A 23,423-nucleotide genomic window follows, 5' to 3' on the forward strand; every position below is an offset into this window, starting at 1 on the left:
CCTTGCGTACATATCTCACTCGATGCGGCGCTCTTGCACCGACTGGCCGATGCTGGCCAGGATTGCCGCTGACTCACGCAGTCCCTTGGCCAATTTCGGGCGACCCAGTTAAGGTCTGTTGGGTCTTCAGGCCTGAAGACCAACAGGCCTTAGTCCATCAAAAGCACCAGGGCGGGGTGCAGCTTCTTCAGGTTCGGCAATGATTTCGATTGCCAGGGTATGTCGGGCGTTCCGCGCACGACGAGCCGAACATCGGGATGCTTGCGTACCTCGATGGTAAATTTCGCCAGCAGGTTGATGCCGGAAGAGTTGAGAAAGTGAAGGTCCTTCAGATTGAGTGTAATGGAAGCGGGATTTGAGGCAAGAACACTGGTCGCCAAAGCCGTGACGGGCGCACCGGCCTCGGAACTGGCAAGCCGCATTGCGCCGTCGAAGAAAATATCGCTTCCTTCGTTCCACACGCGGTAGTCGTCTGTCTTGATTTCCATGACCTGGCTTCGTTTCTTCTAGTTGTGCGTTTGCGAGATCGGAATGGAGGCGTAGGTTTCCAGGCAAATCCGATCGCTTTCGTCGGCGGAGCTGAATATCCAGGCCAGGCGTGCGCCATAGTCGCTCATCAACGTCAGCAATCCGAGTCCGGAGCGTGACACGTCGGGGCTCGCGGCATTCGCTTCAATTCGCTGTATCAGCAGGTCTCTGGGGTCGCCAACCGTGATGTCCGCCAGGAGGTTTTTGAACTCGGAGGCGTTTTTACCATCGACATCATTCGACACCTTGAGCTTGAAGCACTCCGAATCCATCGACGCCTCGATCACGATCTCGCCCGGTGCGCGAAACTTGACGGCGTTTTCGATGAGCTCGTTGACCAGATATCCGATGCTGTGCCGCACTTCGATGTAGTCATTGCGGGACGACCGGAAGCGCAACGCGAAAAGATCGGCGATGAAGTCCGAGGTCGTGGCACAATGACGCCAACTCAAGTCGAGAGGTCCGTCGAACAGCCGAACGCGACTGACGCTCTCCTTCATCCCGATTGCAATGTCAGGGGTCCCGAACAGCGTAGTCATTGCTATGTGTGCCTTATGATCACGAGGGTGATGTCGTCGTGGATCTTCTGGACTCCGATATGGGCCATCAGATCCTCGATGATCCCGATCTTGATGTCCTCTGCGCTCCCGCCTTGACGTTTTTTTGCGCTCTGGCAGAGGCGCTCGAACCCGAATAGCCTTTTGTCCTGATCCTCCGCCTCGGTCACACCGTCGGTGTGCAGCACGATCACGTCGCCACTCTCGAACAGGATGTCACGCGTGTCGATGAACTTCGAGATGTCATTCTCCAGGCCAACCGGCATACCCAGATCAAGCGTATCGATGCGTTCGACTTCCCCGTCCGCACGCACGACGAGAACGTCCTCATGCTGGCCGGATAGCGTTACCCGCTCATCCTCGAAGTCAAGAAAGGCCAGCGAGAGATGCTTGCCGGTGTTCGTCCGCTCGATGTTCTTGTAGATTGCTCTGTTGAGCCGGTCCAGAAACTGATGCGGATCCGCTTCGTCGGTCTCCTGCAGCGCGCGTGCAACGGATTGGACCATCAGCATCAGCACGCCGCTCTCGAGACCATGACCAGTCACGTCGCCGATGCCGATCTTGATCCGTGATCCGTTCTGCAGGACGTCGTAATAGTCACCGCCGACCTCGTCGGCCGGTCGCATGTAGGCTGCGATCTCCAGCCCCGGAATCGCTTCGAGTTCGAATGCTTTCGGCAGGACCATCAACTGGATCTGCCTTGCAACCGCGAGCTCGGCGCCGAGGCGGACGTTCTCGTCCTGCAGCTTTTCGTTGAGAGCGGAAATCTCCTGATTGGCGTCGCCGAGCTCCCTGGTTCGTTCGTCAACGAGTTGCTCAAGGTTTTCCGTGTGGAAGCTGATCTGCTCGGCCATGCGATTGAAAGCGATGCCAGCGGCTCCAACCTCGTCGCGCGTCGGAATGCTGACGCGGACTGAATAGTCCTTGGTCTGGAGCCGCTGGGCGGCACTGGCAAGCGCCCTGAGGCCCGCGGTGATCCGCTTCGAAATTCCGAGCACGGCCGCGAAAACAATCAGAAGCGAAACGATGATCGCACCGATCTGAAAGAGCAGGATACGATTGGTTGCGCGCGAAATACTCTTCTGCGCGGCAAACAGGGACGCGTAAATCTCCCGTTCGGGAACGACGATCCCGACTGACATCGTTTCGGACTTGATCGGTCCCGAACTCCACAGATTGGTCGGCTTCAGTCGCTTGAGGACAACAATGTAGGGTACGCGTTCGCCCTTGTTGTCGAGCATGATATGCTGAATGACACCATCATTGTTCTGGCCGAGAGGCAGCGACGCGATAGCCGGCTGCGTACTTCCCCGCAGGGACCGCTCCAGGCCGGTGACGCCCTGCGTGCCCGCGTCGCTCGACGAAGTCAGGCCGATGATCGCCTGGCCCGACGGATTGATCGCCACCACATTGCCAGTCGACATGGTGAGGAAGCCGAACCCGGTTTCAGCGATCTTCACCCTTTCGACGACTTCCGCGAGCTGATCGAGCGTGATGTCGGCCCCGGCCGTACCTGCGATACCGGTGCGATCGCGCGTCCACAGCGGGTGGAAAAAGCTGACGATCAGCTTTCCCGTGATTGCATCGGTGTAGGGCGCTGTCTGGGTGATATCGTCAGGGACCGGACGCGAGGCCGGATCCCTGGCCCATTGCTGCCATGAGCCATAGATTCCCGGAAAGAAGAACTCCCAGAACTCCGCCTTGTTGTGGCCGGGATAGAGCTTGTCGAAGGTCTGCGCCTGGTTCGTATACGGCACCGTCCTGAAGATCGGCCGTTCTTTTGGACCAATATAGTACATTTGCAGTTTGGACGATCCGCTGGCCATGAGAGTCGGCGCGACGAGATCGATCACGGTACTGTCTTCTATTTCCTTCTGAACTCCCGGCAGCGGAGCGTGGTCGGCGCCCAGCAGGTAGCCCCAGACACTGACCACGGAAGGCGCGCCCGGCAGGTTCTGCGCCCAATCGCCCTGCGCGTCGTAGACGACCTTCACGGAGCCGGGCGCTTCATGCGAAAGCGTCGCTCCGACCTCTTGCTGCCTCGACGGTTCGTTGATCTGGGCCTGCAGTATGCCAGCCAGCGCCTTGACGTCGCCGTGAACCCGATCGAGCAGCAGATCAACGCTCAACGCTGTCGATTCGGCATAGGAACGAATGTATTCCTGGTTTGCGGTCGTCAGGCCCTCACCGACTTCCGATGTTGCGTCGCGCGACAGCTTCTGAACGTTCCAAAGCGCCAAGCCACCGCTCAGCAGGAGGTCGAACAGGACGGCGCCGCCAACGACCAACACGAATTTCGCTCGAAAGGAGCGCAGGCCGAAGCGCGGCGTAGGCTCATTGTCGGCTTTCATTGCGGCCGTCGCCCGGATGCGACCCAGATCGGCCACCCCGCATAACCCTTGGGGTGGAGCGCAGCGAAAATGTGGTCCTCGAAGCCCTGCCGGAACTGTGCGACGAACTCCGGTCCATCGCCGCGCCTGGTCGCCATCTCGCCCGCATAGACATCCGCCCAGGCCGCAATGACATCAGCGAAATCCTGCGGATCGCCGTCCAGGTTAGTGACCATGAAGGTCTCCACACGGATGTCTTCGAATCCTGCTTCCATCAGATATCGCCGGCTCTTGGGCCCAAGCTCGACGTCCATCTCGAAATGCCCGAACAGCTTCGCCACCTCGTTGTAGGTCCAGCGGATGCTTTCGGCGCGCGGCTCGCCGAGGCAATGCGAATTCTTCTCGTTGGTGATGTAGACCCGCCCGCCCGGCTTGCATATGCGGTAGAGCTCCTTGAGGATGAGTTCAGGCCGATTGAATATCTGAAGGGAATGCCGGCAGGTCACCAGGTCGAACTGCGCTTCATCGAGCAGCATCTCCGACGCATCGCCATAGGTATATTCGATGCCCCGGATATCGAACTCCCGCATCACCTGTCGGGCATAGTTCAGGCTCGATATGGAGTGGTCGAGGGCGACGATCCGCGATGGCTGGAACTCCTTCTGCACGAGCACGGCGAAATCGCCGATCCCGCAACAGATGTCGGCCATGACGATCCCCTGCCTCATGCCGTGTCGCGGCAAGATTGCGCGCTCGTGGCGCCAGGTCATCTTCGTCTGTGAACGCAGGATCGGAACGAACCCGCCTTCCTCGAGGAAGCCCTGTCCCGGATAGAATTCGCTGTCGTACTCCTCGACCGTGATGTTCGGCTCGATTCCGCTCAAGCGGCCGAATTTTCGCGAGGTCCATCCGACGACGCTTGACGTGATGACGACGAATTTGAGATCGGGCCGAGCGCGGCAGGCGTCGATGATGATCCTCGAAAACGCGTGAAACGCGGCGTTGTTCATCTGCGTCAGGCGTCTGACATTGACGTAGAGAACGCCGCGCACACGGCCGATCGCATCGCGGAGCAACGCTATGCTAGGCCCAAGCTCATCGATCGCCTGAGGCCGGACCACCCCGGATATGGAGAACTCCTGGTTGTTGGCGTCATATTGCGCCTTGAAGCGCGGGAGGAGGTCGTAAGGGCTCAATGTTGCAGGCCCTCAAGCGGAAGATCCACGACAAGCTTGATTGCATCACCATCGGCTTCCTCGACCCTGAGTGTCGCGTTGTAGTCGACAGCCAGTTCCAGGAGCACGACCTCCCGGCTGGGCGCGAGATCCCCAGACACCGAATTGAGGTATCGCTCCCTGGCCTCTGTTCCTGCGACGTGTGACACGGCTTCTTCGTAGAATTGGCGCTCCTCTGGCACGCATGGGAACGTCAGCTCGATCCTGTCCGTCGCGCCGTGGCGGGACACCCTGCATGCCAGTTCACCACCGGCATGGCGCGTACGAAAGGCGACTTCCAGCAATTCATTGAGGGCAGAGGAAAAGAGATTTGAATGCCGGACCGAGTCTGATCTGTTTTGACTGATCATCCGGGCCATGTATGTCGAGACATAATCGCAGTGTCTCCAGGCGGAGACGAAAGCTTTGATTTCCATGTCGATCTGGATCATGGGCGCAAAAGTCGGCTCGCCAGCCAGCTCATGATGAACAGGTCCCATAGGCAACCTCCCTTGTTCCATCAGCATTGAGCCCTGGTAGGGCGATGGTCTCCGCGACGAAAAATTTCACCGCGCGCCGTGATGAGCCACTCTTGCACCGACTCGAAGAATTGAGCGGTATCTGCCTCGATCGTTTCTACAAATCTCCACTTCACCGTTAACAAAGGGTGCAAGGTGCAAAGCAATTCCAGGAAAGGTGCGCAGGGGTTTTCCGTCCGGAATTGCGTAAAAACAAATACTTAAAGCGGGTCGGCGGCACTATCAAAAGCTGAACCGCTCTAAACCGCCCGATTTGATTCCTCCATTGCTCGCACCACCCTCAGCGGGGACCGTTTGATGAAATTGCTGGTTGCCTCGGCTCCGAGCGGGCGCCCAAGGAAATTGCCTTGCAGGCAATCGCAATTCTCCTTGATCAGCCACCGCGCCTGTGCCGACGTCTCGACCCCCTCGGCGGTGACGCTTATTCCCAGGCCGTGCGCCATATTTATGATCGATCGCACGATGGTCTGGCTTTTGAGATCGGTCTCCAGGTCCGCAATGAAGTACCGATCTATCTTCAACGTGTCGAAGGGAAAGTTCTTAAGGTAGCTCAACGATGAGTAGTATGTTCCAAAATCGTCGAGCGATATTCGTATTCCCAAGACGTTCAGAGTGTTTAATGTGTCGATATTGTCGATCGTCTTCTCGAGAAGAACCGTCTCGGTAATCTCGAGTTCAAGTCGGTCGGCCCGGATTCCAACTGCATCGATGACCTGAGCGACGGTATCCGTCAGCGAACCGCTAAAGAACTGAGCCGGCGACAGGTTCACTGCGACCGTCAGCGAGGAGGGCCACGTCAATGCCTGGCGACAGGCTTCCTCGAGCACCCATCGTCCAATCTCGTCCATCAGACCGTCCGCCTCGGCGATCGGTATGAACACGCCGGGTGGAATGATTCCGATCTCGGGGTGCCGCCACCGCAGTAGCGCTTCGAAACCGATCACCGACGCGGGAGACCGAATGAGCGGCTGATACTCCAGATAAAGCTCGCCCCGCTCCAGCGCGGTTCGAAGGTTGCGCCTCAGATTCTCGCGTTGCTCGAGCAAGAGCAGCATCGAACGGTTGAACGTTCGAGCGCAACCGCGTCCATCCGTCTTGGCCGCGTAAAGAGCAATATCCGCGGCTTTCATCAACTGCTCGCCATCGGTCCCGTGCTCCGGCCCGAAAGCAATTCCGATACTCGATCCGACGAAGACGGGAATGCCGTTGATGACGAACGGCTCCTTGAACGCGTCGACCAGCGATCCTGCGAGGCGCTCGGCTTCCGCAGGTTGATCCTTTCCCAATTGGATGACGGCGAACTCATCGCCGGCATACCGGTATGCGGATTCGCCGTCCTGCAGCGCGTCGCGGATTCGACCCGCCGCGAGCTGAAGAAGCGTGTCGCCGGCTCCATGACCGAGCGTGTCGTTGACCGCTTTGAAATCGTCGAGGTCGATTTGCAGCAGGGCGGCTTTCGGCTTTGCTCCGCCGATGGCCGCCAGCGCCTGCTGCAGCCGCTCGCCGAATCGCCGCCGATTCTGCAGTCCGGTCAGCACGTCGTGCGTCGCATGATGGAGCAGAATTACATGCTCCTGCTCCTCCGCCGCGCTCCGCTCGCCGTGCCCCGTTGTCTCGATGATTCCCACACCATTCGCGGCGGCGAAGACGAAAACGGAACGGGGCGCTTCGCCCGATGATCGCGGCAAGTCGATGCTTGCCGGAGTGCCGCCGTGGAACACACGAAGAAATTCGTCGCGATACCTTGCATCGAGGAAGCTCGGGTAGATCTCCCAAACGGCGGCACCCGGCGCTACCGCGCCTCCGTACACGCCTTTGAGCTTGGTTGCGTAGTGCGTCAGGCAGAAGTCGCGGTCATAGAACGACAAAAGTTCGGTCGTGTTTGCCAAAAGGTCAGCGAGAAGCGCTTCGCCGGCGCGTGGAACATCGCTTGAGGAAGGCCCCTCACTCTCCGTGCCGACGCCTGATGCCTCTGGGCGCAAGAGCCACCTCCATAGGCGGTGCAAATTCGCGTCCCCCAGTCCAGAAATAGCATAACTGCCAAGCTTGGCAAACTTTTCAACTTGCAGTCTTAACAAGTTCCGCATGCTGCGTAGTTGCAATGTATGCGCCGCCGTGATTGGCGGCAAATTGTCGACAATGATGAACAGTCACAGTTCCTTAATAAATCGGCAATTGGCGGAAATTGGCTGTATGATTGATGGCGCGGTCGACGCGACACGAAATATTCTGGTTCATGAGGCAGCGTGGCCTTGGCCGCCCCCGACAAGCCTGCAAGCCTGCTTGAACCTGCCCATCTCAACATCGCCGATCCCGTACTCAGCTTCCAAGCGATTTGAGCCAACCTTCAAAGGAAGAGGCCTTCTCGTGTCCAGCAGGCGAAACCGAGTTGGCGGGGCGCGGCAACACCACAGTGCGGCCTTCGCGGGGGCTGTAACCGAATTCCTTGCTGAATGCCCGGCTGAAATTAGCGGCTGAACTGAACCCGAAGGCTTCGGCAATTTCAACGATGCGCCGGCTGTCCGCCGAATCGCTAAGCGCAATATGGGCTGCCAGAAGCCGGCGGCTTTGTATGTAATGGAGAACACCACCGCTTGGTTCGAACAACTGATAGAGACGAGAGCGCGATACGCCGAGCGCCCGGCACATTGAATCCGGTGTCAGATGAGGCGTATCCAGATTGTTTTGGACGTATCGGCGCGCTCGCTCCATCAGCGCGACACCCGCCAATTGTTCGGCGGCGGCGGCATGTTCCGCCGGCGGCGCGAGGCAGGCAATGATCATGCTGCGTGTTGCATGCACGATGCGGGGCAGATCTTCGGCCGTGAGACTGCGCAGTCTTGCTTCGATGCTGTTGACGTAGTCAACCAAGAGGCTGGCAAAGTTGCCGATCAGAATTGAATTGTTCTTCGCGTCGAGGGTTGCGGCCACATCAGAGAACAAATCACGCGGCAGATAGAGAAAGAGACTTTCGGAGTCCGTTGTCCTCCCGCGAAACGGATAGCCAAGCGACCTGATCTCCAATTTGCCCGGCTGGCCTTCTGCAACGCGGCGATCGACCTCCGTCCACGACCGGCCAGTACGTGGCAAGGCGACATACCAGTGATCGATCGAACTGGACCGAAGCTTGGCGGCAGAACGGATGTAACTATGTGCCGGAGCGTGCTGTTGGACGATCAGCATGCCACCGAGGTTCCAAGCCGTGTGGTCGGCAGGAAAGCCATCGTCCGGCGACTTGTCATCCGGCAACTTGACCTCGACAAGCGGAGCCATGTGCGCTTGCCAGGTGGCGAATTGATCCTCTGGTGCCAGTTCGAGCGTTGAAAAGGACAGAGGCTGGAGCGCCGGCCCGAGTGGCGACGCTGACTCGTTATGAGGTTGAGCTTCGCGCGGCCAACGACGTCGATCACGCTCCGGCGGCTGCTTCGCAGGGGTCTTGCCTTGCCTTTTTGCGTCCATCGCGTGGTGCCATATCCGAATCGGCTATGCCCATGCCCCTCGCAATCATGTGGTCTATCTCGGGTATCTGGCAAGGCTTTGAGGCCGATATCGACAAACCAGCCAGATCAAGCCGTTCGGTGACCACAGCCGAAACGACTGCCAACCGTCAGCGGAACTCGCGTCGACAGAGCAGGCGATCACGCTGAGTTGTAGCAAGAAATGCATTCCGAGATAAGTTTCTGGATGCGACGCTAAGGACACTCTTCAGGCCGCTGCATATACAATTGAGTATTGTGGAAGCGTAGTCGGGGAGACCGTCGAAATGAACGCAAAGCTCAACAGCGAAGCTCGTCGCAAGATAATTCTTGACGGATACATTAACAACGAGCCGTTGAAGGATATTGCGGCCAGGATCGGATGCTCACTGGCAAGTTTGAAAGTTACAGCCAGTAAAATCGGCTGCACTCGAACTCCGCAGGAGGCGGCCGATTTTAGGCGCGGCTTTCATATCCCGGAAAACAAGCGACATGATTACTACCAGTTGATGAACATTGGTCAGTATAAAGCTCGTGAGTGCGCGCAAATTTTGGGACTGCTGACCGTCCAATCGTCAAGAAACGAGTAAACTCACCGCAATACACTGTCGACGATATTGTCGCTGGAGCATTCCATCGCCTCAGCGGCTGGTCGAGCAGCGGGCCCTGAAAGGTTCGCACAAATGCCGCGTACGCGCTTCAACCGCACCTGCCTCAGCCCCCACGATCTGGCTATTTGCGAACATGTGTTCGATCAGGTCTGCGCGGATGAACATCTTAACCCCTTGGACCCGGACGCCGAAATCCTGGCGGTGATGGTTGTGGCCATTTTTCGAAATGCTCGCACCAGCGAGCGCGAACTGCTGGAAGCGGTCAGGTCTCGTCGGCAAAAGGTCGCGGGAAGCGACCCTTAGCGCACCGCATTCGATCGCGTAGCCGAGCGGGCCTGGCTGAGCGCATAAACCCTCCAAGGAAAGAGGCTGGAACGTTTCGGCCCGCCGCGCGTTGCGTCTATAGGGGTGAAGGCCGGCTTGTTTCGGCCGGCCATGGCGTTAGGGAGGCGCGTGGCGGGGAATGTCACAGGTCCAGACTGTGAAGCCAGCCGAAGCGGCAGCAGCGCCGCGGGCGTCGGATGCGTTCGCGATGAAGCTCACCTCATCCGAACTCGCGACCACCATGTCTCATTTCCACCGCGCCGAGATAGCCCGCATGGCCGGCTGGCGCGACCGGCTGGACCGCACCAGCAACTGGGCAATCACTGTCGTCGCCGCCATGCTGTCTGTCTCGCTGTCGACGCCCAGCGCCCATCACGGCGTGCTGCTGTTTGCCATGCTCTTGATCACGCTGCTTCTGTGGATCGAAGCGCGGCGCTACCGCTTCTTCGACGTCTACCGCGCCAGGGTACGCCAGTTCGAGCGCTACTATTTCGCCCAAATCTTCTCGCCGCAGCCTGACTACGCCTCCAACTGGTTGGCAATCGTCGGTGAAGGCCTGCGATCGCCGCGCTTTCTGATCTCGCAGCGCGCGGCTCTGGTGCGCCGACTGCGCCGCACGTACATTTTTATGTACACGATCCTGATGCTGGCCTGGGTGCTGAAGATCACGACGCCCAGCCTGCAGCGCGAAGGATCGCCGATCGGCTTCGGTGCGTCGTTCCTCGACGCCGCGCGCGTGGCGCAGCTCGGCCCGGTTCCGGGCATCTATGTGGTTTGCATGGTCGGACTGTTCTATGTCGGCCTGCTCGCAGCCGCTTTCCTCATTTCAAGCGACGAGGGCGAGCTTTCGCATGGCACCGTGCATGTCTGAGCATGGCTCCGAAATCGCAATCGGCACCCCGCGCTAACGCCCTGGCCCGGCTGCTGCATCCGCTGCAGGTGCGATTATTTCGCCGAAGGCATGCGGACAAAAGTTGGGCTCAGCCGCGATGGCGCAGCGCATCGACCAGCAGCGAGAAGGCAGGCGTCGCCTGGCGGCGGCTGGGATAATAGAGATGGTAGCCGGGAAAAGGCGGGCACCAGTCGGCCAATACCCGCATCAGCCGACCGTCGGCCAGTTGAGCCGTCACCTGATCCTCAGGCAAATAGGCAAGGCCGAGCCCCGCCAGCACGGCATTCAGGCGCAGTGCCGCCGTGTTGAAGACCAACTGGCCCTCGACGCGCACCTTCAGCTCGCGTCCGGCCTTTTCGAATTCCCAGGCATAGAGTCCGCCATAGGTCGGCAGGCGCAGATTGATGCAATTGTGGGTCGTCAGGTCCTGCGGCATGCGCGGCTTTGGCCGCGTGGCGAAGTAGGCTGGCGAACCGACCACAGCCATGCGCATGTCGGGGCCGATGCGCACGGCGATCATGTCGCGCGCCACCTGTTCGCCAAGCCGCACGCCAGCATCATAGCGCTCGGCAACGATGTCGGTCAGGCCGTAGTCGACGATGATCTCGACCCTGATGTCGGGATAGTCGGGCAGGAATTTTTCCAGGACCGGCCACAGGATCGCATCGGCCGAATGCTCGCCGGCGGTGATGCGGATGGTGCCGGCGGGTTTTTCACGCAGTTCGCTGAGCGCCGCGAGTTCGGTTTCGATTTCGTCCAGCCTCGGACCTATCGTGCGCGCCAGGCGCTCACCGGCCTCGGTCGGCGACACACTGCGCGTGGTTCGGGTCAGAAGCCGCACACCGAGCCGCTCCTCCAGCGCGCGCAATGTGTGGCTGAGCGCCGATTGCGAGACGCCAAGCTTGGCCGCAGCCTTGGTGAAACTCCTCTCGCGCGCGACGGCAAGGAAGGCGGTGAGCTCATTCAGATTATCGCGCGGCATTGATGAGCTCTCCTCATAGGTACATGCCAGATATAGCACCTAATCGTGGATAATCGTAGGCCCTAAATAGGCTCCAGCACAATTCGGGCAGTCTCAGGCGGTGGCAAAGACGGCGGCCATCTCCGGCACGCATCGAGAAGGAGCAAATCCATGGACATCAAGCGAAGCGGCTCGCAGCCCTCGGCGAAAGGCCCGGCCGATTATTTCACCGGATCGGTGCGCATCGACGCACCGTTCAAGGGCAACGAGCCGGCCCGGGTCGGCGGTGCCACGGTCACCTTCGAGCCCGGTGCGCGCACCTCCTGGCATACGCATCCACTCGGCCAGACATTGATCGTGCTGTCGGGCGCCGGACTGGTGCAGCGCGAGGGCGGACCGGTCGAGCCGATCCGCCCCGGCGACATCGTCTGGTTCGCGCCCGGCGAGAAGCACTGGCATGGAGCGGCGCCAGGCACGGCGATGAGCCACATCGCCATTGCCGAAGCGCTGGACGGCAAGGTCGTCGACTGGCTGGAGAAGGTCAGCGACGAGCAATACGAGGTCATGCCATCATGACCGGCGCATCTCCCAAGAATCCGTTCTCCGACATCGCGCCCGCGCTCGGCAGATACACCGACGAGGTACTGTTCGGTGACGTCTGGAAGCGCCCCGGCCTGCCGGCGCGCGACCGCAGCCTCATCACCGTCGCCAGCCTGATCTCAGGTTACCGGATCAATGAAATGCCGGGGCACATGAAGCGGGCGCTCGACAACGGCGTCAGCCGCGACGAGTTGATCGAAGCCATCACCCATCTCGCCTTCTACGCCGGATGGCCAACGGCAGCCACGGCGATTGGAATCGCCCGGAAGGTTTTCGAGCAGGCCGACACCGAGAAACAAGGACAATGACAATGCAAAAGCGCACACTTGGAACAAGCGGTCTCGAAGTCTCTGCCATCGGGCTGGGCTGCATGGGGCTGAGCTATGGCTACGGTCCGGCAACGGACAAAAGCCAGGCATTAGAGCTCATCCGCTCGGCTGTGGAGAGCGGCGTCACCTTCTTCGATACGGCGGAGGCTTATGGTCCCTTCGTCAATGAAGAACTGCTGGGCGAGGCGCTGGCGCCCGTTCGCAACAAAGTCGTCATCGCGACAAAGTTCGGCTTTGCCGGCGGCGAGGTGTCGCGTGGCATGGACAGCCGCCCCGAAAATATCCGCGCGGTTGCCGAGGCCGCACTCAAGCGGCTCCGGACCGACCATATCGATCTCCTCTATCAGCACCGTGTCGATCCGAATGTGCCGATCGAGGATGTTGCCGGCGCGGTGAAAGAGCTGATCGCCGAGGGCAAGGTCGGCCATTTCGGCCTGTCGGAGGCAGGCAGCCACACCATCCGCCGGGCGCATGCCGTACAGCCGGTCGCCGCACTGCAGAGCGAGTATTCGCTGTGGTGGCGCGAGCCCGAGAAAGAGATCATTCCGACGCTTGAAGAACTCGGCATCGGTTTCGTCCCGTTCAGCCCGCTGGGCAAGGGTTTTCTGACCGGCGCGATAAGCGAGACCACCACCTTTGCCAGCGATGATTTCCGCAACATCGTGCCGCGTTTCTCGGCCGAGGCGCGCAGGGCCAACCAGGCGCTGGTCGATGTGCTCGGCACCATTGCAATGGCCAAGCAGGCGACATCGGCGCAGATCGCGCTGGCCTGGCTGCTGGCGCAGAAGCCTTGGATCGTGCCGATCCCAGGCACCACCAAGCTCAGCCGGCTGAAGGAGAATATCGGCGCAGCCGGCGTGGTGCTGACCACGGAAGATCTTGACGACATCGAGTCTGCTCTCTCCGCCATCACTGTGCAGGGCGATCGCTACCCGGCGCATCTGCAGGCGCGGGTCGGACGGTAACGAAGGAGAGCGAGATGAGCCTGCCGCTCTCAAGACGGGGTGCACTCATGACGGCACTGGCATTGCCCCTTGGGGCGGGATTGAGTGCTGGACTTGTCCTGCCGGCCGGCGCATCGAACGCCCGGCTGCCGGGCAGCGCCAAGGTCCTGGTGGCCTACTACACACGCACCGGCAACACGCGCGTCATAGCGCACCAGATCGGCCAGGCCCTCGGTGCTGATACTTTCGAGATCCAGACTGCCGATCCCTACCCGCAGGACTATGAGCAGCAGGTCGCGGTGGCGCAACAGCAGCGGGACTCCGGTTTCAAACCGCCGCTCGCCGCCACGGTTGCGGACGTCAAACCCTATGAAACGGTCTTTCTCGGATTTCCGATCTGGGGAATGACCGCCCCTTCGGTGATCCGCTCCTTCCTGTCGCAACACGATCTGTCCGGCAAGACCTTGGTGCCGTTCATCACCCATGGCGGCTATGGCATCGGGGAGAGCCTGAAAGTCCTCGCCGATCACGCACCACGGGCGCGGCTCATCGACGGTTTTTCCAAGCAGTGCGACCAGGAGCGAGAGACGCTCGAGCAAGTCACGCGCTGGCTCGGCACGGTCGAGGTGCCCAGTTGAGCCAACGCGAACAGGTCGAGCTGCCGTGGGCAGTGAAGCCAAGAATAAGAAGGAAATCATCATGACTGAGAACATCAAGGGCAAGGTCGTCGTCATCACTGGCGCCAGCAGCGGGCTTGGCGAAGCCGCCGCGCGGTTGCTGGCCAAAGAGGGCGCGAAGCTGGTGCTGGGCGCGCGACGCCTCGACCGCTTGCAGGCGCTGGCGAGTGAGCTTTCGCTCGGCAAGGACGCCATCCTGCAGACCGATGTCACCGACGTGGCTCAGGTCCGTCGTCTGGTCGACCACGCGATCAAGACGCACGGCCGCATCGACGCCATCATCAACAATGCCGGCCTGATGCCGCACTCGCCGCTGGAGCGCGGCAAGGTCGAGGACTGGGACCGGATGATCGACGTCAACATCAAGGGCGTGCTCTATGGCATCGCCGCCGCCCTACCACAGATGAAGACGCAGAAGAGCGGCCACATCATCAACGTCTCATCGGTCGCCGGCCATAAGGTCGGACCGGGCGGCGCGGTCTATGCCGCCACCAAGCATGCGGTGCGCGTCATCTCGGAGGGGCTGCGCCAGGAGGTCAAGCCCTACAACATCCGCACCACCATCATTTCGCCAGGTGCGGTGGCGACGGAATTGCCGGACAGCGTCACCGAAGCCGATGTCGCCCAAGGCGTGCGCGCGCTCTACGATCGGGTGGCGATCCCGGCGGATTCTTTCGCCCGAACGGTGGTGTTCGCCATGAGTCAGCCCGACGACGTCGACATCAACGAGATCCTGTTCCGGCCGACGGCGCAGGAGTATTAGAGCCGCCGACCTGTCCTCAGCGCTGCTGGTTCAGCCCAAATTGCGCCTGAAATGCCCTGGCGTCGTTGCGGTTGGGATAAGGCTGGTCCGGCACTGGAACGCGCAGATGCGCGCACAGCGTGTCCCAGCCGTCGCCCAGTTTGTGGACCAGCAGCCGCTGCGGCGGCACCGTCACCATGACCGCGGCGATGTTGGCTTCGTAGATGGCAATCGCGGTCGCGCGATCCTGCGCCTTGCCGCCGAAGACCTGCTTGGCGATCAAGGAAATGCCGAGCGCCTCCTGATCCTGGAGCTGGCTGATGCCGGCCAGGATGGTCTTCTCGAAACTCTGCCACCAGCTTTCAGCCGAGCGCCAGGTGAGGATGACCGGGGCGTCGGGATAGACCTCGATCAGCTCGCGCCAGTAATGCGCCGACGGCCAGTCCATGCAGGAGGCATAGCCGGCAAACAGCTCGCCCCAATCAGGCGCAGCCCCCTTCACCAGCGCGCGCCAGACCCGCTTCTGCTCCTCGTTGGCGATGACTTCGGACATGTGATGACAGGGGCCAAAACCGAGGATGGTCAGCGCTTCGCGCATCGATTCCGTTCCGGTGCGGCCAAAGCCCGCTCCGATCACCTTGATCGACATTTTTGTCCTCCCTGGTTCGAAACGGCTGAGGTCGGTCAGTTGTCCACGGCCACGACCCGTATGCAGTTTTCCCTCGAGATCGGCGGGCCTGCCGGGAGCCCCGATGTCACCAGTTACCGGGGCGACCGAAAAGCCCTTGCCATATCCTGATCAGTCTTGCAGTCAACCTGTCCGCACCAGTCGCCTCCTCGCTGGTTTCGGCAGGTCTGCGCGCTTGCAAATACTGCTGGAGCAGCGGCCGGTCTATCTTGCCGGTCGGCGTCAACGGCAATGTTTCGATAGCGTGGATACGACCTGGAATCTTCCATTGCGGCAGGATCGGCCGCAACCCGGCCCTGAGGACTTCGGCTTGAAACAATGCGCCCTGCTTCATGACCACGAAAGCAGCAAGCTGGTGTGCATCCTGGCGAAGCTCGGTGACGACAGCGGCTTCCCTGACAGTTGGAAGCAGCATGAAGGCCTGCTCGACTTCCCGCGTTTCGACGCGGTAGCCGCGCACCTTCACCTGGTCGTCTCGGCGCCCGATGAATTCGAAACTGCCATCGCCCGACAAACGCCCGATGTCACCGGTGTGGAACAGATGGTGGTCGGGAAAGCCGGGATCGTTGCGGAAATATCTCGCGGTTTCGGACGCTTGCCGCCAATAGCCGTCGGCCAGAAACGCGCTGCGAACGACGAGTTCGCCAACGCTTCCCTGTTCGACCGGCCGGCCTTGTTCATCGACGATCAGGAGAGACTTGTCGGCGACCGCGCGCGGCGGCGGTACGGTGCCCGGCGCAAGTGTCTCGCCCGGCGCCACCGACGCCACGGCGATATGGCCGGCTTCGGTGGAGGAGAAGCGATGGCGCAAGGCGCAGGACCTGGCGAAGCGAAGGCGCCATTGTTCGATGTCGGAGGCAATGACGGTTTGACCGGCCAGCGCCACCAGCCGGACCGAGGGGTGCAGGCCGCTGCCCTCGATCATCTCAAGATATTTGCGAAACAGCATGACGGGCGGATGAAGCAGCGTGATGCCACGTGCGTCGATCCACGCTCCGAGGTCGCCGAGGCCACGCGATGCGGCATCGTAGAGTTCCAGCGTGGCGCCGTTGAGCAGTGCTCCGAAGACGTCGGCCTCCGATGAGGCGAAACTGCAATAGGTCAGAAGCGACTGCCGGTCCGTCGCATTCACCCCGTCATATCGGGCACAAAGCCAGGCCCGATGCAGCACCGCGCGATGGCTCTTCACGACACCCTTTGGCCGCCCGGTGCTTCCCGAGGTGTAAAAGATCCCGGCGGGGTCGCCAGGGGCGACCGCAACATGCGGTGCATCCGCGGAATAACGCGCGTCGATGTCATCGAGCAGGAGAAGCCGGCTGTCGTCATCGACCAGCTCGCGCGCAGCGGTTGCGTGCGCCGCATCGGCAAGCAGCAGATCCGGCGCTGCGTCGCTGACGATGTCACGCTGGGCGTTTGGCGGCATCGCGGGGTGGATGCAAAGGAACGCCTTTGCCGCCTTCAGCGCCGCCAGCGCGCAGATCACCATCTCAGGCGAATGGTCGACGAGATAGGCGACACATCCGCGCCCGGGCTGCGTGCGGTCGAGGATCGCCCGGGCCAACTGATTGGCGCGCTGTTCAACATCGCCATATGTCCACGGCCGGACGCCGCCGATCGCCACGTGCGTGGCATGTTCGCGCACCACTTTGTCGAAGCGTGCCGGGATGCTCTGATCCAGCTCGGCCCTGTCGAACGCCATCGCCGGCTCAGCCATGACTCTCGGCGAGCTGGTTTTCGCTGACGACGTCCAGTTCGGCGTCGAGCCCGGCCCTGCGGGCGTAGGCGACGAGCGCCCTGTAGGTCGATGGGCGCAATCGCACACCTTCGCTCAGGCTCTGCTGGCGGGTGCGCAATTCCGTCTCGCCGGGAACAAGGATTTCGCTGGCGTCTTCGGCGCGTTCGCCGTTCCTGGTCTGCTCGATCAGCCGATCGACACGCCGGGTGAAATCCGATGCCGGCATGAACCGCTCCGGATCGAGCGCCATGAAGAAATGGCCGTAGTCGGGACCGCCCTCACGCAACCTGTCCTGATGGTGGTCGGCGCCAAAACCGGCACCGCTGAGCACGCCGGCAAGCACCTCCATGACCAAGGCCAGGCCATACCCCTTGTGGCCGCCGATCGGCACGCCGAGCCCGGCGGCGAGATCGCCGAGGTCCGTCGAAGGACGCCCGAAACGGTCGAGAATCCAGCCGGCGGGCAACGGACTGCCTTCGGCAACCGACAGGCCGATCTTGCCGCGCGGCGCAACGCTCATGGCGACATCGAGAAGGATCGGGAAATGCCGCCCTGCCGGAATGCCGACGCCGAGCGGATTGTTGCCGAATGTCGGCGTGACGCCGCCCGTCGGCGCCAGGATCAGCGGTCCATTGGTTGTGCACAGACCGATCAGGCCTTTCCTGGCCGCTTGCCAGACATAGTGGCCGGCGGCGCCGAAATGGTTGGAGCGGCGCACACTGACGATGCCGACGCCGTCCCTGCTTGCCTTTTCGATGGCGAGGTCCATTGCCACCGTGCTGACCCACTGGCCCGGACCGTTGTCGCCATCGAGGCGCGCGATGGTGGCGCTCTCATGCTCCATGCGGATTTGCGGCCGCGGGTTGATCTTGCCCGCAGCAATCCGCGAGGCATAGCGCGGGATGCTGACCATGTCGTGCGTCGGCTGTCCGCGCAGGCTTGCCTCGAGCTGCACTTCGGTGACGATCTCCGCACCCCTAGGGGTCAATCCGGCCCGTGTCAGCGCTTCGCGGCCGTAGGCGCGAAGGCTTTCGATCGTCACCAGGATTTTCGCTGGATTTGTGGCTGTTGCCGGGACCGTCGCGGCTGTCTTTCCCAGGCTCGCCCGAGCAATGGCGCGCGCCAGATCGGCGATCGTCTGGTGCTGGTAGAGCTGACGCAACTCGACGCCCAGTCCGGCTTTGCCCGCTTCGACAACAATGTTGATACTGAGGATGGAATTGCCGCCGAGGTCGAAGAAGTTGTCGTGCAGCCCAACCTCGTCCAGCCGCAGGACTTTTTTCCAGACCTGCGCCAGTATTGTCTCGGCACCGGCCTGCCCCACCCCGCGTGGTTCGGTCTGGCTCGTGGGGAGCATGCCTGCACTCGACCGGGCCAGCGCCTCCATTTGCCTGGCGATCGCCACCCGCCGGTCGATCTTGCCGTTCGGCAGGCGTGGCAAGCGGTCCACAACGACAATGCGTTGAGGCAGCATGTAGTGCGGCAGCTGCTGGCGCAGAAATTCGCGCAGCCGCCGGGACAAAGCGGGCGTTTGCGCATCATCAGGCTCGTTGGCCGCAACGAAAGCGACCAGGCGTTTGCCATCGCCCAGATCATCGTCTTCCTCGACAACACCGACGAGACACTCGCGCACCTCCGGATGCGCATGGATCGCGGCCTCGATCTCCCCTGGTTCGATGCGGAAGCCGCGAATTTTGACCTGTTCGTCGGCGCGTCCGGCTATTTCGATTGTCCCGTCCGGCCGATAACGCGCCAGATCGCCGGTTCGCTGCAGCCGCTCGCCGTCGTCCGCGCTGAACGGGTTCGGCACAAAATTACTGGCCTCGAGATGATTGATGTAGCCGCGGCCTATGCTGGCGCCGCCGACATACAGCTCGCCGCTGATGCCAACCGGAACCGGGCTGAGGGACGCGTCCAGCACATAGGCCTGCGTGTTGGCGATCGGCCGGCCGATCGCCACCATCGCCGCCGCCTCGCCTTCGACCGGAATGGGATGGACGGTCACGATCCCCGTCGTTTCGGTCTGGCCGAACATGTTGATGAATTCCGTCCCCGCCTTGCAGAGGCGCCGCCATTTTTCGACCAGCGCGCTGGACAAAGGCTCGCTGGCCGACAGCATCAGCCGCAGCCGATTGTCGAGCAGTCTTGCCCGCACGAATTGGTCGAGCGACATCAAGACCTGCAGGCAACCAGCCGAGAAGGATGGGACAAGATCCAGCACCGTCACGCGCTGGCGGCGCACCGTCTCGAACAGCAAATGCGGGTCAGCTATGTCCTGGGCCGAGGCGATGGACACTGCCGCGCCGCATGACAGCGGGACGGCAAACTGCCGTATCGACGAGGAAAACGAAAAAGAGGCAGTGTGCAGATAGATGTCGTCCGGACGAATGGCGACAGCGCGAACCATCGCCTGAGCATAGTGACCGACATTGGCCTGCGTGATCATCACGCCCTTTGGTTTACCGGTAGAGCCCGACGTATAGATCACGTAAGCCAGTGCATCCGCCACCGGGGCGATACCGGGATTGCCAGGGTCCTGCACGGCGACAGATGGTTGGCAGGCGTCGATGCAGATGGTCTGCACCGTGGCCGCGCTGAATGTCGGCAAAAACGCAGTTTCCGTAATGAGCAGCGCCGCCCCTGCATCGCGCAGCATAAAGGCAATGCGTTCCGGCGGATGGTCGGGGTCGAGCGGCAGAAATGCACCGCCGGCCTTCCATACACCCAGCAGCACGGCCAGCTTCTCGGCAGACCTCGGCAGGCAGATCGCGGTCAACGTTTCGCTGACTACACCACAGCTGCGAAAATAATGGGCGAAGCGGTTGGACCGCTCGTTGAGCTCGCGGTAGGTAAACTGCCGGTCCTGATCGAGCACGGCGACGGAGCCGGGTGTAAGTTCAACCTGCGCCTCGAACAGCCTGATATAATCCTGCCCCAGCAGCTCGCCTGCATCGGTGCGGTTCCACTCGATCACGATCTGGCGACGGTCGATCTCGGGCAACAGCGGCAGTTGCGACAGTCTTTGCCCGGGATCGCTTGCTATGCCTTCGAGCAAAGCCTGGAACTGACGGGACAGCCGCTCGATCGTGGCCGGCTCGTACAGATCGGCGTTGAATTGCCAGGTCGCGGCCATCCCCTGCGGGATTTCCGACAGGTACAGCGTGAGGTCGAATTTTGCCGTCACCTTATCGATGCGCAGCGGCCGCGCCACGAGGCCCGGCGCGAGATCGAAGGCAAATCCCGCCAAGTTTCCCGCTGAGTCAGGTGGCGGGCCTGGCGCATCCGGAACATTCTGAAATGCGAACATGATCTGGAACACCGGCGTGTGGCTAGGATCGCGCCGGATTTTCAGCTGCTCGACGATGCGTTCGAGCGCGACGTCCTGGTGCGCATAGGCGTCGAGCGCCGTCGATCGGATGCGGCCAAGCAATTCAACAAAAGAGGGGTCGCCGGCAAGCGTCGTGCGCAACACCAGCGTGTTGGCGAAAAACCCGATCAGCTGTTCCAGTTCCCTCCTCGGACGATTTGCGATCGGCACGCCGATGATGCAATCGTCCTGGTCGTTGTGGCGAAAGAGCAATGTCTTGAACGCCGCCAGAAAAATCATGAAGGGGGTCGCATCATGGCTACGGCCGAGGGCCTTCAATCGATCCGTTGTTTGGCGGTCGATCTTCGTTTGCAGTGTGCCGCCGCGATAGGATTGGGTCGCCGGGCGAGACCGGTCGCTTGGCAGCGTGCAGGCCGGTGGCAGCCCCTCGAGCCGACGGGTCCAGTAACCGGTCTGACGCTCGATCTCGACTGTCTCGACGCCGCGTTGCTGCCAGGAGGCGAAGTCGCCGTATTGAAGCGGCAGCGCCTCCAGCGGCGATGCCCGCTGGTCACGAAATGCTTCGTAGAGCTGCTTCAGTTCGGCATGCAAGACGCCGGTCGACCAGCCGTCGAAGATGATGTGATGCATCGTCAGAAGCAGCGCATGTTCTTCAGGTGCCAGCCGGATCAGGCTGGCGCGAAACAATGGACCTTGCGCCAGATCGAATGGTTCGGCGCTATCCTCGCCGGCAAGGCGCGTTGCCTCGGCGGTGGCTGCATCCACCCCGAGGCCGGCCAGGTCGATCGTCGCCATGCTGGTTTGCCGAAATTCGGAAACCAGTTGCACGGGCTCGCCGTCGCGCATGTGAAAGGTGGTGCGCAAGATGTCGTGCCGTCGGCGAACTTCATCGAGCGCCAACACCAGTGCGCGCTGGTCGAGCGCACCTGTCAGCCACAGTGAGACCGACATGTTGTAGGCGCCGCCGGCGCCCATCCGGTCGAGAAAATAGACGCGTTGCTGTGCGGACGAGAGCGGTGCGGACGCCCCATCCGGACGGTGGGGAATGCGCGCGTCGGATGCAGACGCCGATCCTTGCTCCAGCCGCGCCGCGCCGTCCGCGACGAGATTGGCCATCTCTTCGCCGATGCGCTGCGACAGCCGCGCGACCGTCGGGCTGTCAAACATGCAATCGACCGGCAATTCGACCTGGAAGATCGACCGCAGCCGGGCGAGAACCTGCATCGCGGTCAACGAATGGCCGCCGAGATCGAAGAAGTCGGCATGGATGCCAGGCGGTTCGCTTCCCAGCACTTCGGCCAGAACCGCCGCCACCCGGCGCTCGGTGGCAGTGCGGGGAGCAACTCGCTCGCCGGCTTGCAACCGATCGGATTGACCGTTCTGGTGTTGCGGAGCGAGCGCCAGGGCCAGATACCGGCGATTGAGCTTTCCATTGGCATCGACAGGCAGTTCACTCACCAGAACGATGCGCTGCGGCACCTTCGAGCCCGCCAGCCGCTTGGCGACAAAGCCACGGATCTGCTGAGCAGACGCCTCCTGCCCGGGTTTGAGCACGATAGCCGCTTCTATGGTCTCGCCGAGCACCGGATGCGTGACGCCGAAAACAACCGCCTGTTCGATCGCCGGATGGTCGAGCAAGACCTGCTCCACCAGCGCCGGCGATATCTTTTCGCCGCCGCGATTGATGATGTCCTTCAGCCGGCCGGTGACGAACAGATAGGCTTCGGCATCGATATGGCCCATATCGCCTGTCCGCAGCCAGCCATCGACGAAGGCGGCTTCGTTGGCGGCAAGGTCGCCATCGTAGCCGTGCATGACATTGGCGCCGCGAATGACCACCTCGCCGGTGACGCCGGGCAGCAGGAGATGCCCGGCCTCATCCATGATGGCGATTTCGGGACCCGCGGCCTTGCCGACGGAGCCAGGCTTGCGTTCGAAAGGTGGAAGGCGATTGCTCGCAATCTGCGGCGCCGCCTCGGTCATCCCATAGGCCTCGACGAACGGTACGTCGAACACGGCTTCGATATCCGCGATCAACGGCCGTGGCATTGGCGCCGAAGCCGAGCGAATGAAGCGCAAGCCGCTTTGGCGCGGGTCGGTGCGACACAGATGGATCTGATCGAGGACCGCGCGATGAATGGTTGGAGACGCCGAATACCAGCTTGGCCTGAACTCGCCGAGACAACCGAAGAAGCTGTCGACGGAAAAGCCGGCCATGCTGATGTAGCAGCCGCCTGAAACCAACGACGCCAAAAGGCAACTGATGCCGTGAATGTGAAACAGCGGCATCACGCCCAGGCAGCGGTCGGCATGCCCAAGGCCCAGCGCCGCGGCGATGTCCCGTGCCGAAACGCAGAGGTTTCGCTGGCTCAGCGGCACCAGCTTGGGGCGCGCCGACGTGCCCGACGTGAATAGCATCAGCGCGGCATCGTCCGGCGCTGCGGGCTGATCGTCGCCATGCGCCCCACCCTCGCCCTTCAGCGAGAAAAGCCCGGCCACCAAGCCGGGCTCGGCAAGCAGGTGCAGGACGCGCATGTTCAGCGACGCCGCGACGTCAAGCAGCGGCGATTGCCAGCCATGCGGCACGATCAGCACCTTGGCGCGCAGCGCGGCCAGCTGCGCTTCAAGCTCATAAACGGGCCATCCGGGGTTCAGAGGAACGCATGCCGCATTGGCGACGACCGCCACGATCGCTACCGCGGCTTGCGCGCCCTCGGGCAGCAGCAGGGCGACGCGGTCCGACGGCCCGACGCCTTCGAGCGCCAGCCTTTCGCCGACATAGCGGATCTGGCGCCCCAACCCTTCATAGGTGAGAGGCGCACAGCCCGCGGCCACCAGCGCCACCTGCTGCGATCGCGCATGCCGGCTCACATGGCCACGTATCGTGTCCATCAGATCCCGGCCCCGGGATCGATTTTGATCAGAAATAGAGCCACCCCTTCAGCCCA

The 23,423-nt window shown here is 61.7% G+C and carries 19 protein-coding genes; 8 read left to right on the plus strand and 11 right to left on the minus strand.

Annotation, left to right across the window (positions count from 1 at the left end; all coding sequences use genetic code 11):
* Positions 1 to 149: 149 nt before the first annotated feature.
* From AC1D1B_RS07085 to AC1D1B_RS07115, 7 genes are all read right to left on the minus strand, one after another.
* Positions 150 to 488 carry a slr1659 superfamily regulator gene (locus AC1D1B_RS07085; RefSeq protein WP_477242300.1) on the minus strand — a complete coding sequence of 113 codons (339 nt, stop codon included), beginning with the start codon at positions 486 to 488 and terminating at the stop codon, positions 150 to 152.
* An 18-nt stretch (positions 489 to 506) separates the two neighbouring features.
* A complete protein-coding gene (locus tag AC1D1B_RS07090) occupies positions 507 to 1,067 on the minus strand; it encodes a slr1658 superfamily regulator (RefSeq protein WP_162712409.1) in 561 nt (186 codons plus the stop codon).
* A 2-nt stretch (positions 1,068 to 1,069) separates the two neighbouring features.
* Positions 1,070 to 3,436: a SpoIIE family protein phosphatase gene (locus AC1D1B_RS07095; protein ID WP_477330653.1), complete on the minus strand. Its 2,367-nt coding sequence runs from the start codon at positions 3,434 to 3,436 to the stop codon at positions 1,070 to 1,072.
* Complete coding sequence (locus tag AC1D1B_RS07100; protein WP_477267761.1) at positions 3,433 to 4,611, minus strand: methyltransferase domain-containing protein; 1,179 nt, start codon at positions 4,609 to 4,611, stop codon at positions 3,433 to 3,435. The genes AC1D1B_RS07095 and AC1D1B_RS07100 overlap by 4 nt, the downstream gene beginning before the upstream one ends.
* On the minus strand, positions 4,608 to 5,129 hold the full coding sequence (locus tag AC1D1B_RS07105; protein WP_477267762.1) for a ubiquinone biosynthesis methyltransferase UbiE: 522 nt from the start codon (positions 5,127 to 5,129) through the stop codon (positions 4,608 to 4,610). Before AC1D1B_RS07105 ends, AC1D1B_RS07100 begins: the two co-directional genes overlap by 4 nt.
* A gap of 278 nt (positions 5,130 to 5,407) precedes the next feature.
* A complete protein-coding gene (locus AC1D1B_RS07110) occupies positions 5,408 to 7,057 on the minus strand; it encodes a putative bifunctional diguanylate cyclase/phosphodiesterase (RefSeq protein WP_477332083.1) in 1,650 nt (549 codons plus the stop codon).
* A gap of 430 nt (positions 7,058 to 7,487) precedes the next feature.
* Entirely contained in the window at positions 7,488 to 8,627 is a 1,140-nt protein-coding gene (locus AC1D1B_RS07115) for a helix-turn-helix domain-containing protein (protein ID WP_477330655.1), read from the minus strand.
* A 304-nt stretch (positions 8,628 to 8,931) separates the two neighbouring features.
* Here AC1D1B_RS07115 and AC1D1B_RS07120 point away from each other — a divergent pair, with 304 nt between their 5' ends.
* From AC1D1B_RS07120 to AC1D1B_RS07130, 3 genes are all read left to right on the plus strand, one after another.
* Positions 8,932 to 9,234: a hypothetical protein gene (locus AC1D1B_RS07120; protein WP_477330657.1), complete on the plus strand. Its 303-nt coding sequence runs from the start codon at positions 8,932 to 8,934 to the stop codon at positions 9,232 to 9,234.
* A gap of 93 nt (positions 9,235 to 9,327) precedes the next feature.
* The gene (locus tag AC1D1B_RS07125; RefSeq protein ID WP_477330659.1) at positions 9,328 to 9,558 is read left to right on the plus strand and encodes a hypothetical protein; all 231 of its coding nucleotides are present in this window, start codon (positions 9,328 to 9,330) and stop codon (positions 9,556 to 9,558) included.
* A gap of 160 nt (positions 9,559 to 9,718) precedes the next feature.
* Entirely contained in the window at positions 9,719 to 10,450 is a 732-nt protein-coding gene (locus AC1D1B_RS07130) for a DUF2270 domain-containing protein (RefSeq protein ID WP_477330661.1), read from the plus strand.
* 109 nt (positions 10,451 to 10,559) lie between these two features.
* Here AC1D1B_RS07130 and AC1D1B_RS07135 read toward each other — a convergent pair whose 3' ends face one another.
* Positions 10,560 to 11,453, minus strand: a complete 894-nt coding sequence (locus AC1D1B_RS07135; protein WP_477330663.1) for a LysR family transcriptional regulator — start codon at positions 11,451 to 11,453, stop codon at positions 10,560 to 10,562.
* A gap of 150 nt (positions 11,454 to 11,603) precedes the next feature.
* Here AC1D1B_RS07135 and AC1D1B_RS07140 point away from each other — a divergent pair, with 150 nt between their 5' ends.
* From AC1D1B_RS07140 to AC1D1B_RS07160, 5 genes are all read left to right on the plus strand, one after another.
* Entirely contained in the window at positions 11,604 to 12,008 is a 405-nt protein-coding gene (locus tag AC1D1B_RS07140) for a (R)-mandelonitrile lyase (protein ID WP_477330665.1), read from the plus strand.
* Positions 12,005 to 12,340: a carboxymuconolactone decarboxylase family protein gene (locus AC1D1B_RS07145; RefSeq protein WP_477330667.1), complete on the plus strand. Its 336-nt coding sequence runs from the start codon at positions 12,005 to 12,007 to the stop codon at positions 12,338 to 12,340. The genes AC1D1B_RS07140 and AC1D1B_RS07145 overlap by 4 nt, the downstream gene beginning before the upstream one ends.
* 2 nt (positions 12,341 to 12,342) lie before the next feature.
* Positions 12,343 to 13,326 (plus strand): aldo/keto reductase, encoded by a 984-nt coding sequence (locus tag AC1D1B_RS07150; RefSeq protein WP_477330669.1) that lies wholly within the window; start codon positions 12,343 to 12,345, stop codon positions 13,324 to 13,326.
* Positions 13,327 to 13,340: 14 nt separating this feature from the next.
* Positions 13,341 to 13,943, plus strand: a complete 603-nt coding sequence (locus tag AC1D1B_RS07155; protein WP_477330671.1) for a flavodoxin — start codon at positions 13,341 to 13,343, stop codon at positions 13,941 to 13,943.
* Positions 13,944 to 14,004: 61 nt separating this feature from the next.
* On the plus strand, positions 14,005 to 14,745 hold the full coding sequence (locus AC1D1B_RS07160) for an SDR family oxidoreductase (protein WP_477330673.1): 741 nt from the start codon (positions 14,005 to 14,007) through the stop codon (positions 14,743 to 14,745).
* Positions 14,746 to 14,761: 16 nt separating this feature from the next.
* Here AC1D1B_RS07160 and AC1D1B_RS07165 read toward each other — a convergent pair whose 3' ends face one another.
* The 3 genes from AC1D1B_RS07165 to AC1D1B_RS07175 all read right to left on the minus strand — a co-directional run bounded on the left by AC1D1B_RS07165 (position 14,762) and on the right by AC1D1B_RS07175 (position 23,367).
* A complete protein-coding gene (locus AC1D1B_RS07165; protein WP_477330675.1) occupies positions 14,762 to 15,373 on the minus strand; it encodes a sulfotransferase family protein in 612 nt (203 codons plus the stop codon).
* A 106-nt stretch (positions 15,374 to 15,479) separates the two neighbouring features.
* Positions 15,480 to 17,111, minus strand: coding sequence for an AMP-binding protein (locus AC1D1B_RS07170; protein ID WP_477330677.1), 1,632 nt, complete (start codon positions 17,109 to 17,111; stop codon positions 15,480 to 15,482).
* A 7-nt stretch (positions 17,112 to 17,118) separates the two neighbouring features.
* Complete coding sequence (locus tag AC1D1B_RS07175; protein ID WP_477330679.1) at positions 17,119 to 23,367, minus strand: amino acid adenylation domain-containing protein; 6,249 nt, start codon at positions 23,365 to 23,367, stop codon at positions 17,119 to 17,121.
* Positions 23,368 to 23,423: the final 56 nt, after the last annotated feature.

The organism is Mesorhizobium sp. P2_C5_2 (genome assembly GCF_056404535.1).